Consider the following 14,507-nt stretch of genomic DNA (forward strand, 5'->3'; position numbering starts at 1 on the left):
ATCTGCCGCCTGCCGTCAATCTCAGTGCCGGCGTACTACGGATACACGTCGCTCCACCGACGCGTGCCCGCTTCAGATTCACCCACCTTCAGGCAGCGCGCTACGCCCACTCGATGTGCTCGGGGTGCCCACTCGACGTGGTTGGGGTGCCCACTCGACGTGGTTGGAGTGCCCACTCGACGTGGTTGGAGTGCCCACTCGGCGTGATTCGGGTGCCCACTCGGCGTGATTCGGGTGCCCAGTCGGCAGGATTGGAGTGCCCAGTCGACGTGGTTGGAGTGCCCAGTCGACGGGGTTGGGGTGCCCACTCGGCGGGAGTCGGGAAAACAACGAGACCGCCGCACCCCCGACGGGATGCGGCGGTCTCGCGTCGTCTAGTGAACCGGGGTCAGTGCTTCTCGGGACCCCAGTGGTACTCGAAGACCAGTCCGGCGGCGGTGATCACGATGATCCCGGCGGCGACGATCGAGAACCAGAAGTTACGGGTCGCGAAGCCCACCGCGAACATCGCGGCGCCGCCTGCGACCAGGATCGGCCACCAGCTGTGCGGGCTGAAGAAGCCCAGTTCGCCTGCGCCGTCCTCGATCTCGGCCTCGTCGTAGTCCTCCGGGCGGATCTCGACGCGGCGCGCGACGAACCGGAAGTAGGTTCCGGTGATGAGCGTCAGACCGGCCGAGAAGAAGAAGGCGGTGGCGCCGGCCCACTCGATGCCGGTCCGCGAGATACCGGTGAAGATCGTGTAGGCGACCGCACCGATCAGGAAGAACGCCGTCAGCAACTCGAAGATGCGAGCTTCGATTTTCATTCAGATGCTCCTAGGTTCGCGGCGTGCAGTTGGACAGCCGGGTGTCGAACGCGTTGCCGAGGTACTTCGGGGTGTCACCGCCGGTCTTGCGGCGCGTCTCGAACGGCACCGTGGTGACCGACTTGGGCTCCTGGCAGATGGCCTCCAGCGCCGCGGCGTTGCTCAACTTGTCGTTGGCGCGCAGTGCGATGTAGCGCTGGAAATCCTTCTGACTCACCGCGCGGATCTCGAAGTTCATCATCGCGTGGTAGGTGCCGCACATCTCGGCGCAGCGGCCGACGAACGCACCCGTGCGGGTGATCTTCTCGATCTGGAAGCTCGGGTCCTGATGGTTCTGCTTCGGGAACGGCATCACGTCGCGCTTGTACAGGAACTCCGGCACCCAGAAGGAGTGGATGACGTCGGCCGAGGCCAGGTTGAACTGGATCGGCGTGTCGACCGGCAGGACCAGGATGGGGATCTCGGTCGGCGTGCCCAGCGTCTCGATGCTCGAGTACTTCAGGTAGTCGCGCACGTTGTCGCTGCGACCACCGGCCGGCAACGGGAGCTGCTTGCCGTGCTCGGTCTCGCGCTGCGCCTGCAGGTCGAAGGGGTTGCCGTTGGAGACGACGTAGCTCTTCTCCCCGGCCTTCGGACCGTTGAGCGGGTCACGAATCTGGTCGTAGCCGAACTTCCAGTTCCACTGGAACGCGGTGACGTCGACGGTGACGCCCGGGTCGTAGGGCTTGCCCTCGACCTTGTTCTCGACGACGACGGTGAAGTAGAAGAGCACCGCGATCGCCAGGAACGGCAGCGTGATCAGCGTCAGCTCGACCGGCATGTTGTACGCGGTCTGCCGCGGGAAGGAGTCGTCGCCGTCGCGGTGGCGGAAGAAGGTGATGCACCAGAAGATGACCATCCAGACCATGAAGCCGACGATCAACGAGGCGATGACGGCCCAGGTCCACAGGTGACCCATCTCTTTCGCCTCGGGCGTCACGCCGGTCGGCCAGCCGAAGCGGAGGGCCTCGCGGGGCCCACAGCCGGTCATGACCAGTGCGGCGAGGCCCAGTGCGGCGACTAGGCCGACCCGCTTGACCTTGCGCGATGCGGTCATGGCGCGCCGCGCCGTGGACCGTTCATCGTGTGCCAATTTCATGCCTTCCTGCTCACCCGGCCACGCGCCGACCCTCGGCCCGCGCGCGCCCAAATTCCACGCAACATGACTGCAAGACAATTCTTGCATCTAGTACTACGCAGCGTAGACCAACCCGCCCAAACTGTTGCGTTTGGGGGCGTGGTCGCAGGCGAGTCGGTATCGCCCGGTCGGCTACGGCATACTCGACACGACGTTGTGATCAGCCGGGCGCCGACGCCGGCTGGAGGAAGTGGGGCAAGAACACCGTGTGCGGACTGCTGGGCCTGTTGACCGCCGACGCCTCGGCGGCCACCGCCGTCGACCTGGTCGCCGACGCGTCGCACTGCATGCGTCATCGCGGACCGGACGAATCGGGCACCTGGCACGACGACGATCTCGTCGTCGGCTTCAACCGTCTCTCGATCATCGACATCGAGCATTCCCACCAGCCGCTCCGCTGGGGGCCGGCCGAGAGCCCGGACCGGTACGCGCTCGTGTTCAACGGCGAGATCTACAACTACGTCGAGCTGCGCGAACAGCTGCGCGACGAGTTCGACGCCCCGATGCACACCGAGGGCGACTCCGAGGTCATCGTCGCCGCCTTCCACTATTGGGGACCGCTCGCCGTGCAGCGCCTGCGCGGCATGTTCGCCTTCGCCATCTGGGACACCGCCGAGCGGAAGCTCTTCCTCGCCCGCGACCCCTTCGGCATCAAGCCCCTGTTCCTGGCCACCGGCCCGGGCGGCACCGCCTTCGGCAGCGAGAAGAAGAGCCTCCTCGAACTCCTGGACCGCCTCGCCCTCGGCGCCGACCTCGACCACCGCGCGCTCGAGCACTACATCGAGTTGCAGTACGTACCCGAGCCCGAGTCGCTGCACACCAACATCGGTCGCCTCGAATCCGGGTGCTACGCCACCCTCTCCCCCGGCCAGGCGCCGGCGATCACGCGGTACTTCAACCCGCGGTTCGACGTGGTGCCGTTCACCGCGGAGACCCGGCAGTCCCGCTACGACGAGATCACCGCGGTCCTGCGCGACTCGGTGGCCAAGCACATGCGCGCCGACGTCACCGTCGGGTCGTTCCTCTCCGGCGGCATCGATTCGACGCTGGTCGCGGCACTCGCCCACCAGCACAATCCCGACCTCATCACCATCACGACCGGCTTCGAGCGCGACGGCTACTCCGAGATCGACGTCGCCGCGGAGACGGCTCAGGCGATCGGCGTGCGCCACGAGATCAAGGTCGTGAGCCCGCAGGAATTCATCGAAGCCATCCCCGAGATCGTCTGGTACCTCGACGACCCGGTCGCCGATCCCGCGCTGGTCCCGCTGTACTTCCTGGCCAAGGAGGCCCGCAAGCACGTCAAGGTCGTGCTGTCCGGCGAGGGCGCCGACGAGCTGTTCGGCGGCTACACGATCTACAAGGAGCCGCTGTCGCTGAGCGGATTCGACAAGCTGCCCGGATTCGCCCGGCGCACCGCCGGACGCATCAGCGACCGGATCCCGGAAGGCACCCGCGGCAAGAGCCTGCTGCACCGCGGCTCCATGTCGCTGGAGGAGCGCTACTACGGCAATGCGCGCAGCTTCGACGACGCGCGGCTGCAGAAGGTGCTGCGCGACTACCGCCCGGAATGGACGCACACCGACGTCACCGCGCCGATCTACGCCGAGTCTGCCGGCTGGGACCCGGTGGCCCGGATGCAGCACCTCGACCTGTTCACCTGGCTGCGCGGCGACATCCTGGTCAAGGCCGACAAGATGACGATGGCCAACTCGCTGGAACTGCGCGTGCCCTTCCTCGACAACGAGGTGTGGCGCGTCGCGTCGGCCCTACCGGCCGACGAGAAGATCGCCCACGGCACCACCAAGTACGCGCTGCGCAAGGCGATCGAGGAGATCATCCCGCCGCATGTGCTGCATCGCCGCAAACTGGGCTTCCCGGTGCCGATCCGCCTGTGGCTCGCCGAGACCGAGATGTACGACTGGGCGCACCAGATCATCGCCGACTCGCAGACCGATCACCTGGTCGACAAGCAGTTCGTGCTACAGATGCTCGACGAGCACCGCGCGGGTGCGGTCGACAACAGCCGACGCATCTGGAACGTCCTGATCTTCATGGTGTGGCACGGCATCTTCGTCGAGAAGACGATCGTGCCGGTCATCACCGACCGCGACTACCCGGTGCGGCTCTAGCCGGATACCGCGGTCCCGCTCCGGGGCCGGACCCGCCGCCGTGCGCACCTCGTCGAAACCCGGTCGGGCGCGCCCGCCGAAGGCGCGGAACCACGACGCGACCGCCGCGAACCGGTTCCGGAAGCCGACCAGGTAGAACAGGTGCACAGCGAGCCAGGTGAACCAGCCGAGCAGGCCGGTGAGTCGGATGCCGAAGGGCGCGTCGACGACGGCGTTGTGCCGGTTGACGACGGCCATGCTGCCCTTGTCCAGGTACTCGAACTCGGTGCCGACGGGCGTCTTGCGACGGATCATGTCGGCGACGTGGCGCCCCTCCTGCATCGCGACGGGGCTCTGACCCGGATACCCCTTCAGGCTGGTCATGTCCCCGATCGCGAAGACGTCGGCGCGAGTTCCCACGGTGAGGTCGGGGTTGACCAGCAGGCGTCCGGCGCGGTCGGCGTCGCATCCGGTGGCGGCCGCGATCACCCCGGCCAGCGGGGTCGCCTGGACCCCGGCCGACCAGACGACGGTGTCGGTGGCGATCTCCCGCTCGGTTCCGTCGGCGTCTTTGACGACCACCCGGCCGTCGTCGATGGCGGTGACGAGGTTGTCGGTGAGCACGGTGACGCCCGCGCCCTCGAGCGTGCGCCGGGTGAAGGCGGACAGCTCTCCGCCGTAGACCGGCAACAGCTCACCCGCGCCCTCGATGAGGTACACCTGCGCCGGGACGTCGGTGAAGTGGCGGGTGCGCAGCTCGCGGATCTGACCGGCCAGCTCGACACCGGTGGCCCCGCCGCCGACGACGACGAAGGTGTGTGCCGGCTCGTCGTCGGCCGGTGCCGCGAAGCACTCCAGCAGGTGGGCGCGCAGACGAACGGCATCGTCGAGGGTCTTCAACGCGAAGGTGCGCCCCGCCCATTCGTCGTGCCCGAAGTAGCCCTGCGAGGCCCCGGCCGCGACGACCAGGTACTCGTAGGCGATCTCGGTCTCCCCGTCGTCGGTGCGATAGGTGACGATCCGCGCCTCGGCGTCGACGGCGGTCACATATCCGCGGACGACGTCGATCGACTCCTTGGCCTCGAGCACGCCGGCGATCGGCGGGGCGATCTCGGCGGCGGGCAGGACGCCGGTCGCGACCTGGTAGAGCAGCGGCTGGAACAGGTGCTCGTCGGTTGCCGAGATCAACACCGTCGGCACCTTCGACTTGGCGAGTCGCTTGGCGGCGGCGAGGCCGCCGAATCCCGAGCCGATCACGACCGCGGTGGTGCTCCGCATGACTTCTCCTTGGATCGAAGAGCTGATACCACCACCTTGATCGATGACTCGGCCGGGCTTCAACCGCGATGAACTGCTGTTTCTAGATGACAACCATCTGTCTTGTTCATACGATGGGCGAGTGGAGTTCCGACAGCTCGAATACCTGGTGGCGGTCGCGACGCAGGGCGGGTTCTCCCGCGCGGCGCAGTCGTGTTTCGTCTCCCAATCGGCGGTGAGCCATCAGGTCGCCGCACTCGAGCGCGAACTCGGCGTCGAACTCTTCGAGCGTTCGGGCCGGTCGGTGACCCTCACCGAGGCCGGCCAGGTCTTGCTCCCCCGCGCCCAGGAGATGTTGCGCCTGCGCGACGACGCCGCGGCGGCGGTCGCCCCCAGACACGACCGGGTGCGGATCGCGGCCAACATGACCTTTGCCAGGGCGGCACTCGGCGCGGTCTCCGCGGTGCGCGAGCGGCACCCGGAGGCGGAGATCGACTTCCTCCTCAAGCCCTTCGCCCAGCGGATCGCCGCGGTGGCCGCCGGCGAGGCCGACCTTGCGCTGGTGCGGGGCACGGTCGAGCACGAGGGCCTCTACCTGGATCCGTTGTGGGTGGACCAACCGGTGGTCACCTTCGCGGCACGGCATCCGCTGGCGCATCTCGCCAACAGTCCGACGCCGGCCGAACTCGCCGACTACCCGCTGCTCCTACCGCCGCCCGAGGAGCAGGTGCTGTTGCGCAGGCTGGTGGAGCGGGTGTTCACACGGGCCGGCGTCGAGCCGACCTTCGGCCCCGACATCCGGCCCGGCCACCCGGTCGCCTTCGAGATGATCAACCACCCGGACAGTTGGACGCTGCTCTACGAAGACCCGCTGGTCCCGGGCCTGGTCTGCCGCCGCAGCCTGGAGTTCACCCTCCCGGTCTCGGCGGTGCTGCGCACCGACGCCACCCCGAATCCGCTGGTCGCCGAGGTGCTGACCGAGCTGACCCGCGGCTATCGCCGGTAGCCCGCTCAGGCGAAGAGCGCGGCGATCTCGCTCGCCGCGTCCGACCCGTACGCGTCGCGCAGCCGCGCATCGGCCTTGTCGGCGTTCCACGTCCAGCCCTGCGTCGAATCACTCTCCAGGACCAGCACGGCGACCATCGAGCCGAGTTGCGCGGCTCGCTCGAAGCCGAGCCCGCCTTCGAGCGCGGTGAGGAAACCGGCGCGGAATCCGTCGCCGACCCCCGTCGGATCAATCGCGTTCTGGACCGGGACGACGGGCACGTGGATGGCGTCGCTGCCGTCCGACGGCACGATGTCGACGCCGTTCTCGCTGCGCGTGGTGATCCGGACCTGGACCAGTCGCGCGACGTCCTGCGCCGACAGCCCGGTCTTCTGCTGCAGCAATCCCCACTCGTACTCGTTGGTGAACAGGTACTTGGCCCCGTCGACGAGGTCGCGCGCGGTCTCGCCGTCGAGGCGGGCCAGCTGCTGCGACGGGTCGGCGGCGAAATCGATCCCGGCGTCACGGCAAGCGCGCGTGTGGTTGACCATCGCGTCGGGGTCGTCGGCGCCGATGAGCACCAGGTCGGGCCGTCCGATCCGGTCGAACACCTCGATCAGGCCGATCTCGCGGGCGCGGATCATCGCGCCCGGGTAGAAGCTGGCCAGCTGGGCCATCGTCTCGTCGGTGGTGCACATGAACCGCGCGGTGTGCGCGGTGTCGAAGATCCGTACCCCCGAGCAGTCCACCCCGTGGTCGACGAGCCAGACGCGGTACTCCTCGAAGTCGGAGCCGGCCGCGGCCACCAGCTTGGGCGAGCCGCCGAGTTCGCCGATCGCGTACGCGATGTTGCCGCCGACGCCGCCGCGGCGCACGACCAGATCGTCCACCAGGAAGCTCAACGAGAGATGTTCGAGCTGGTCGGCGAGCAGCTGCTCGGAGAACTTGCCCGGAAACTTCATCAGATGGTCGGTGGCCAGGGACCCGCACACAGCAATAGACACGCGGGCCACGCTACCCAATGCCGTGCCGCCGACACGCGAAGGGGCGGCGCGCAGCCGCTATGGCCGTGCACCGCCCCGTCGACGCGACGCCGGTCAGCCCGGCGCTCGGTTCAGTCGCGCGAGTGTCAGTTGAACGAGTCGCCGCAGGCACAGCTGCCCGTGGCGTTGGGGTTGTCGATGGTGAACCCCTGCTTCTCGATGGAATCCTCGAAGTCGATGGTGGCACCCTCGACATACGGCGCGCTCATGCGGTCGACGGCGAGCTTGACGCCGCCGAAGTCGCTGACCACGTCGCCGTCGAGCGAGCGGTCGTCGAAGAACAGCTGGTAGCGCAGGCCGGCGCAACCACCGGGCTGCACGGCGATGCGCAGGGCCAGGTCGTCGCGGCCCTCTTGGTCGAGCAGCGCCTTGGCCTTGGCGGCCGCGGTATCGGTCAGGTTGACGCCGGTCGCGGCTTTGGTTTCGGTCTCGTTCGAAACGGTCATGGGTGACTCCCTCGTCGTCAGGTCGCTCAGGTCAACGGTACTCCATCGCCGTCTATTCCCGCCGCGACGAGGGCCGCCAGGGATTCCAGCACCTGCTCGGCGTCGCGTAGGGCCCGGTCGCGGCCACCCGAGTGGTCGATCAGCGTGTACACGGCGCTCAGCCCGATCGACGCCGGATCGTCGAGCGCGTTCTCCCCGACCAGCGCGACGACCCGCGACGACGGGTCCGCTGCCGCGGCGACACGGGCCACCACCTTTCCCGCCGCGGTCTGGGCGTCCAACCTCCCCTCCCCGGTCAGCACGATGTCGGTGCCCCGCAGGGCGGTGCGCAGGCCGGTCGCCTCGGCGACGAGGTCGGCACCGGAGACGCGCCGCGCCCCCACTGCCAGCAACGCGGCGCCGATACCGCCCGCCGCACCCGAGCCGGGTTCGCCGCTGACCGCGCGCCCGGCGACCGCGTCCAACTCGGCGGCGTATCCGGCGAGCCGCTCTTGCAGACGTGCCACCGTCGGCGGGTCGGCCCCCTTCTGCGGGGCGAACACCGCGGCGGCGCCCAGCGGACCGGTGAGCCGGTTGTCGACATCCGACGCGACGACCAGCTCCCGCCCGGCGAACGCGCGCCGCGCCGCGTCGAACCCGCCGAGCGCCTCGATCATCCCGCGCCCGCCGTCGGTGCCGGCCGAGCCGCCGAGTCCGACGACGACGGTCCGCACCGCGGGATCGGCCAACACGGCCCGCAGGAGCTCCCCCACCCCGCGGCTACTCGCCGCCCAGGCCGTGTGCGGGTCGGGATCGGCCACCAGGTGCAGGCCGCAGGCCTGCGCCACCTCCAGGTAGGCGGTGTCGGGCCCCGCGCGCCACGCCGCGCGCACCGGCTCGCCGAGCGGCCCGGAGACCGTCGCGACCTGCCGCGCACCGACGCCCGCCAGGCAGTCGAGGAAACCCGGGCCGCCGTCGGACTGGGGTTTGACGATCACCTCGTCGCCGGGCCGAGCCGACGACCACCCGCGTGCGATCGCGGCGGCGGCCTGCGCGGCCGTCATCGTCGAGCCGAACCCGTCCGGGGCCACGACGACGCGCAACGACATGGTCGGTGAGTATAGGCAGCCCGGCAATGTCCGGCGCGGCGTTGATCGCCTAGGCTCGCAAGGGTGAGAATGCCGTGGCAGCGCAGCACCGACGACGCCGACGCGATCGAGACAGCCGTCGACGAGTCGCCGTCCCCCGAAATGACCCGCAAGTCCGCCTACACCGAGAGCAAGGGGCGCCCGACGCCCAAGCGGCGCGAGGCGGAGCGCAAGCGCGGCCCGGTCGCCCCGCCGCCGCAGAATCGCTCCGAGGCGCGGGCACGGCGCAAGGAATTGCGCTCGACGATGTCGAAGGAGGACCGCGCGCAGGCACGTGCCAAGCAGCGCGACCTGCGCAACGAGATGCGCGAACGCCGACTGGCGGGCGACGAGGAGTACCTGCTCCCCAAGGACAAGGGGCCGGTGCGCCGCTACGCCCGCGACCTCGTCGACGCGCGCCGCAACTTCGCCGGGCTGTTCACCCCGGTCGCGCTGGTGTTCATCGTGCTCGTCTACGGGCTGCCGAAACTCTCCGGGCTCGTCAGCATCGCCCTGCTGGTCTTCGTCCTGCTCGTCGTGGCCGACTCGGTCTACCTGGGCCGGATGGTGAACCGCAAGGTGCGCGAACGCTTCCCCGAATCGACCGACGGCGGATTCCGCCTGGGCTGGTACGCCGCGGCGCGCGGGTTGCAGATGCGCCGGCTGCGCGTGCCGAAACCCCAGGTCTCCCACGGCGAAGCGGGCTAACCGCCGATGCGCACCCTGGTCCTCGGCGGCGTTCGCTCGGGCAAGTCCGAGCATGCGGAGCAACTACTCGCGGGCCACGCTCGTGTCCGCTATCTGGCGACCGGGCCGACGCTGACCACCGACGCGGAATGGACGGCCCGCGTGGCGAGCCACCGCGCCCGCCGGCAGGACCACTACGAAACCGTGGAGACCGCCGACGTGGCCGACGCCTTGCGCGCGGCACCCGATACGCCGGCCCTGATCGACGACCTGGGGAACTGGGTCGCCGCACAGGTCGACTGGGATGACGCCGCCGACGCGGATGCCCAGGTCGACGCCCTGGACGCGGCCCTGGCCGATCTCTGCGCGGCCATCGCCGATCATCGGGCCGAGGTCGTCGTCGTCTCCCCCGAAGTCGGACTCGCCGTCGTGCCGTCGACGACGGCCGGCCGACGGTTCCAGGACCTGATGGGCCGCGCCAACGGTGCGGTCGCCGACGTGGCGGATCGCGCGGTGCTGGTCGTCGCGGGCCGCGCACTCGAACTACCCGCCCGCGGGCAGACGACCGCCGCCCAGGACAGCGCACTGCACAAGGCAGCGAACAGCACCGCCCCGGCCGCCGGTGCCGTCGCATCCGGTCCGGCACCGGACTCCGAATCCGCCGATGCCGAGGTATTCCCGCCGATCGACCCGCCGGATGCGGCCGCGGCCACGGCGGCCGCCGCCCGCCAGCTGATCCTGACCAAGCCGCCCGGTTCGCTCGGCCGCCTCGAGGACATCGGCATCTGGATCTCCGCCTGTCAGGGCGTCTGCCCGCCCCGCCCGATCGACAACGCGACCGTCGTCGTCTTCGCCGGCGATCACGGGGTGGCGGCGCCGGATTCCGACGGCGGCAGCGTGTCGGCCTTCCCGCAGGAGGTGACCGCCCAAATGGTCGCCAACTTCCTGGCGGGCGGTGCCGTCGTGAACGTCCTCGCCCGACGGGCCGGTGCCGACGTCCGCGTCGAGGACATCTCCGTCCTCGCCGACACCGCGCCGCAGGTGTCGCGCCACAAGGTCTGTCGCGGCAGCAACGACCTGCGCACCACCGATGCGATCACGCTGGAACAGGCCCGCGAGGCGGTCGCCGCCGGTCGCGCCATCGCCGACGAACTGGTCGACTCCGGCAGCGACCTGCTCATCGCCGGGGAGATGGGCATCGGCAACACCACGCCCTCGGCGATACTCATCGGCTTGCTGGCCCACCGCGAACCGGTCGAGGTCGTCGGCCGGGGCACCGGGGTCGACGACGCCGGTTGGATCCGCAAGACCGCGGCGATCCGCGACGGCATGTGGCGCGGCCGCCCCCTGATCCACGATCCGCTCGCGCTGGTCGCCGCCGTCGGCGGCGCCGACTTCGCGGCGATGGCCGGGTTCCTCGCCCAGGCCGCGGTCCGGAAGACGCCGGTGATCCTCGACGGCGTGGTCGTGACGGCGGCGGCGCTGGTCGCCGAGTCGCTGGCCCCCGGGGCCGTCGACTGGTGGCAGGCCGGGCACCAATCGGCCGAGCCCGCGCACGCCTTCGCCCTGGACCGGCTCGGCGTGAAGCCGATCCTGGAACTCGACATGCGCCTCGGCGAGGCGAGCGGTGCCGTCGCCGCCCTGCCGCTGGTCGCCGCGGCGACCGATGTCCTGACATCGGTCGCGACATTCGGCGAGGCGAACGTCGACGACGGCGGCACCGACGGTGCCGCCGACTGAGTCCCGCGCCGCGCCGCAGCCGGGCCGTGTCGGCCCGCTGCGCTCGCTGTGGTTGGCGTTCTCCTGGCTGACCGTCGCACCGATCGGCACCCCGACGGTGACGATGGACCGACGGGCCGGGCGGGCCGCGATCGCCGTGACCCCGGTCGTCGGAGCCGCACTGGGCGCCGTCGCCGCCGCCGCGGCCTTCGGTATGGCCCACACCCGGGCACCCGACCTCCTCGTCGGCGTACTCGTCGTGGCACTGCTGGCGCTGACCACCCGCGGCATGCACGTCGACGGGTTGGCCGACACCGCCGACGCGCTGGGCTGCTACGGCCCGCCCGAGCGGGTGCGGGAGGTCATGCGCGACGGCGGGGTCGGGCCGTTCGGGGTCGCCGCGCTGATCGGTGCCGCCGCCGTCGACGCGATCTGCATCGGCACGCTGACCGGCGAAAACCGCTGGTACGCAATCGGATTCGCGATCGGGTCGAGCCGCATCGCGGCGGTCGTCGGATGCCGGTGGACGCGCGGCCCGGCCGACTCGACGGGTTTCGGGGCCCTCGTCGCCGGAACGCAGCGCTGGTCCATCGCGTGCTGGATCCTGTTGGCCGCGGCCGCCGCCTACCCGCTCGGGGTGCGCGGCTTCGTCGCCGTTGCCATCGTAGTGGTCGGCTCGTGGCTGTTCACCGCGCATTGCGCGCGCCGCGTCGGCGGCGTCAACGGCGACCTGCTCGGCGCCGCCATCGAATTGTCGACGATCGCGGCGCTGCTGGCCTTCGTGCTGTGATCCTTCGTGCTGTGATCAGGCCTTCGCGACCGCGGGGGCCGCATACAGCTCGGTCATCCAGCCGTGGGTGTCGGCGAAGGTGCCACGCTGGATGCCGGTCAGCGTGTCGCGCAACGCCATGGTGACCTGGCCCGGCTCGCCGTCGCCGATCACGTAGTCCTCGGATTCGCCGCGGACCCGGCCGACCGGGGTGATGACGGCGGCCGTGCCGCAGGCGAAGACCTCGGTGATCGCGCCGTCGGCCACGCCGGTCTGCCACTCGTCGATGGAGATGCGGCGCTCCTCGACGGCGAAGCCCGCGTCCATGGCCAGCTGGAGCAACGAGTCGCGGGTGATGCCCGGGAGCAGCGAGCCGGTGAGTTCGGGGGTGACCAGCCGCGCGTCGGCGCCGGACCCGTACACGAAGCACAGGTTCATTCCGCCCATCTCCTCGACGTAGCGGCGCTCGACGGCGTCGAGCCAGACGACCTGGTCGCAGCCGTGTTCGGTGGCCTGCGCCTGGGCGACGAAGGCGGCGGCGTAGTTGCCGCCGCACTTGGCCGCACCGGTGCCGCCGGGGGCGGCGCGGACGTACTCGCGCGAGAGCCACACCGTGACCGGGCGGATGCCGCCGCTGAAGTAGGGACCGGCCGGGGAGGCGATGACCGCGTAGCGGTACTCCCCCGACGGCGAGTTCACGCCGAGACCGGCCTGCGAGGCGAACATGAACGGACGGATGTAGAGCGCCGCCTCGCCGCCGGCTTCCGGCACCCAGCCGTGGTCGACGGCGAGCAGTTCCCGCAGCGAGGCGAGGAAGTCCTCGGTCGGCAGCGGCGGCATGGCCAGCCGCTCGGCCGAGCGCTGCAGGCGTTCGGCGTTGGCCTCCGGCCGGAACGCGGCGATCGACCCGTCGGGCTGGCGGTAGGCCTTGAGTCCCTCGAAGATCTCCTGCCCGTAGTGCAGGACCATGGCCGAGGGATCCAGGGCGATCGGGCCGTACGGCTTGACCTGGGCGTTGTGCCAGCCGCGCGCGACGTCGTAATCCACCATCACCATGTGGTCGGTGAAGTGCTTGCCGAAGCCCGGCGCGGCCAACAGCTCGTCGCGACGGGACTCCGGCACGGCGTGCGGGTGCAGCGTGCGGGTGAAGTCCAAGGTCATGGCAGTAAGACTACCGGCAACTCGCAACGGGATTTCTGCCGATCCCGCCCTGCTCGGGGTCAGACGTGCGACTCGACGAAGGGCGGGAGCACGACCTCGCACGGCAGTGCGCGGCCCCGCACGTCGACGACGACGGTGTCACCCTTCTTCACCCCCGACGAGGTGTCGAGGAAGGCCAACGCGATTCCCACCTGGGCGGTCGGCGAGAAGGTCCCCGAGGTGCAGACGCCGATCTGCGCGCCGCCCTCGGTCGTCGTATTCGGCCCGCTGGCTTCGCCGCCGGCACCGGGCGCCAGCACGGCGCAGCCCTCGCGCGGGATGCCGCGGCCGGTGGCGCGCAAGCCGTAGAGACGGCGAGCCGGCCCGGCCGCCTTCTCCGCGACCATCGCATCGCGGCCGAAGAACGCCGGCTTGTCCCAGCCGACGGCCCAGCCGGTGCGGGCCTGGTTCGGGGTGATCTCCGGGCTCAGCTCGTGCCCGTGCAGCGCGTACCCCATCTCGGTCCGCAGGGTGTCACGGGCACCGAGGCCGGCGGGCAGGCCGTCGCGGGCGGTCACCTCGCGCAGCAGCGCACCGAAGACCGCGGGCGCATCGGCCCAGGTCGGCAGAACCTCGTAGCCGTGCTCGCCGGTGTAGCCGGTGCGGCAGACCCGCACCGGGCACGGCGACCCGTCGATCACCGGGGCGGCGTCGACGAAGGCCATGTACTCCATCTCGGTCGGCATGCGCAGGGCCTGCAAGACCTCCGCGGAACGCGGTCCCTGCACCGCCAGCACGGCGTAGTCGCGGTGCTGGTCGGTGACGTGCACCCCCTCGGGCGCGACGGCGGACAGGGCGGCGACAACCGCGGCGGTGTTGGCCGCGTTCGGCACGAGGAAGACCTCCTCGTCGGAGACGAGGTAGGCGATCAGGTCGTCCACGACGCCGCCGGTCTCGTTGCCGCACATCGTGTACTGCGCCTTGCCCGGCGCGATCTTGCCCAGGTCGTTGGTGAGCGTCGCGTTCACGAACTCGGCGGCGCCGGGTCCGCGGACCAGCGCCTTGCCCAGGTGGCTGACGTCGAAGACGCCCACGGCGTTGCGCACGGCGTTGTGCTCGGCAACCGTCCCGGAGTAGGAGACGGGCATGTTCCAGCCGCCGAATTCGGCGAAAGCGGCGCCGAGTTCGCGGTGTTGTTCGGTGAGCGGTCCCTCGAGGAGTTCATTCGTCTGCGCCATGGCCAAAGACTAGCCCGAGGGCGG

12 protein-coding genes and 1 pseudogene are annotated in these 14,507 nt (G+C 70.3%); 5 read left to right on the forward strand and 8 right to left on the reverse strand.

Translation table 11 applies throughout. The features are described 5' to 3' along the window. Nucleotides 1-388: 388 nt before the first annotated feature. Together HUN08_RS10735 and HUN08_RS10740 are read right to left on the reverse strand one after the other, a co-directional pair. Nucleotides 389-805, reverse strand: coding sequence for a cytochrome c oxidase subunit 4 (locus HUN08_RS10735; RefSeq protein ID WP_124247781.1), 417 nt, complete (start codon nt 803-805; stop codon nt 389-391). A 10-nt stretch (nt 806-815) separates the two neighbouring features. Further along, nucleotides 816-1,943: a cytochrome c oxidase subunit II gene (locus HUN08_RS10740; protein WP_124247780.1), complete on the reverse strand. Its 1,128-nt coding sequence runs from the start codon at nt 1,941-1,943 to the stop codon at nt 816-818. A gap of 245 nt (nt 1,944-2,188) precedes the next feature. Between HUN08_RS10740 and asnB the strand changes: the two genes are divergently transcribed. Beyond that, nucleotides 2,189-4,114 (forward strand): asparagine synthase (glutamine-hydrolyzing), encoded by a 1,926-nt coding sequence (gene asnB / locus HUN08_RS10745; protein WP_124247779.1) that lies wholly within the window; start codon nt 2,189-2,191, stop codon nt 4,112-4,114. A 45-nt stretch (nt 4,115-4,159) separates the two neighbouring features. On the opposite strand, the pseudogene HUN08_RS10750 reads toward asnB, so the two are convergent. Continuing rightward, nucleotides 4,160-5,371: pseudogene (locus tag HUN08_RS10750) on the reverse strand (NAD(P)/FAD-dependent oxidoreductase); the annotation flags it as partial. Between the two features lie 121 nt (nt 5,372-5,492). Here HUN08_RS10750 and HUN08_RS10755 point away from each other — a divergent pair. Beyond that, the gene (locus HUN08_RS10755) at nt 5,493-6,356 is read left to right on the forward strand and encodes a LysR family transcriptional regulator (RefSeq protein WP_124247778.1); all 864 of its coding nucleotides are present in this window, start codon (nt 5,493-5,495) and stop codon (nt 6,354-6,356) included. Nucleotides 6,357-6,361: 5 nt separating this feature from the next. Here the strand turns inward: HUN08_RS10755 and HUN08_RS10760 are convergent, their stop codons facing one another. The 3 genes from HUN08_RS10760 to HUN08_RS10770 all read right to left on the reverse strand — a co-directional run bounded on the left by HUN08_RS10760 (nt 6,362) and on the right by HUN08_RS10770 (nt 8,912). Continuing rightward, a complete protein-coding gene (locus tag HUN08_RS10760) occupies nt 6,362-7,339 on the reverse strand; it encodes a carbohydrate kinase family protein (RefSeq protein ID WP_124247777.1) in 978 nt (325 codons plus the stop codon). A gap of 125 nt (nt 7,340-7,464) precedes the next feature. Next, on the reverse strand, nt 7,465-7,824 hold the full coding sequence (locus tag HUN08_RS10765; protein ID WP_124247776.1) for an iron-sulfur cluster assembly accessory protein: 360 nt from the start codon (nt 7,822-7,824) through the stop codon (nt 7,465-7,467). Nucleotides 7,825-7,850: 26 nt separating this feature from the next. Next, complete coding sequence (locus tag HUN08_RS10770) at nt 7,851-8,912, reverse strand: glycerate kinase (RefSeq protein ID WP_174900916.1); 1,062 nt, start codon at nt 8,910-8,912, stop codon at nt 7,851-7,853. Between the two features lie 69 nt (nt 8,913-8,981). On the opposite strand from HUN08_RS10770, the gene HUN08_RS10775 reads away from it, so the two are divergent. The 3 genes from HUN08_RS10775 to HUN08_RS10785 are packed head-to-tail and all read left to right on the forward strand — an operon-like array spanning nt 8,982 to nt 12,126. Beyond that, nucleotides 8,982-9,638, forward strand: a complete 657-nt coding sequence (locus HUN08_RS10775; RefSeq protein ID WP_124247805.1) for a DUF3043 domain-containing protein — start codon at nt 8,982-8,984, stop codon at nt 9,636-9,638. 6 nt (nt 9,639-9,644) lie between these two features. Beyond that, entirely contained in the window at nt 9,645-11,357 is a 1,713-nt protein-coding gene (gene cobT / locus HUN08_RS10780; RefSeq protein ID WP_124247775.1) for a nicotinate-nucleotide--dimethylbenzimidazole phosphoribosyltransferase, read from the forward strand. After that, nucleotides 11,344-12,126: an adenosylcobinamide-GDP ribazoletransferase gene (locus HUN08_RS10785; protein WP_174900917.1), complete on the forward strand. Its 783-nt coding sequence runs from the start codon at nt 11,344-11,346 to the stop codon at nt 12,124-12,126. The genes cobT and HUN08_RS10785 overlap by 14 nt, the downstream gene beginning before the upstream one ends. 15 nt (nt 12,127-12,141) lie before the next feature. Here the strand turns inward: HUN08_RS10785 and HUN08_RS10790 are convergent, their stop codons facing one another. Then, nucleotides 12,142-13,266, reverse strand: a complete 1,125-nt coding sequence (locus tag HUN08_RS10790; RefSeq protein WP_124247774.1) for a branched-chain amino acid aminotransferase — start codon at nt 13,264-13,266, stop codon at nt 12,142-12,144. A 59-nt stretch (nt 13,267-13,325) separates the two neighbouring features. Next, complete coding sequence (gene gcvT / locus HUN08_RS10795; protein ID WP_124247773.1) at nt 13,326-14,483, reverse strand: glycine cleavage system aminomethyltransferase GcvT; 1,158 nt, start codon at nt 14,481-14,483, stop codon at nt 13,326-13,328. Nucleotides 14,484-14,507 lie beyond the last annotated feature (24 nt).

The organism is Gordonia sp. X0973 (assembly GCF_013348785.1).
Classification (GTDB): Bacteria; Actinomycetota; Actinomycetes; order Mycobacteriales; family Mycobacteriaceae; genus Gordonia.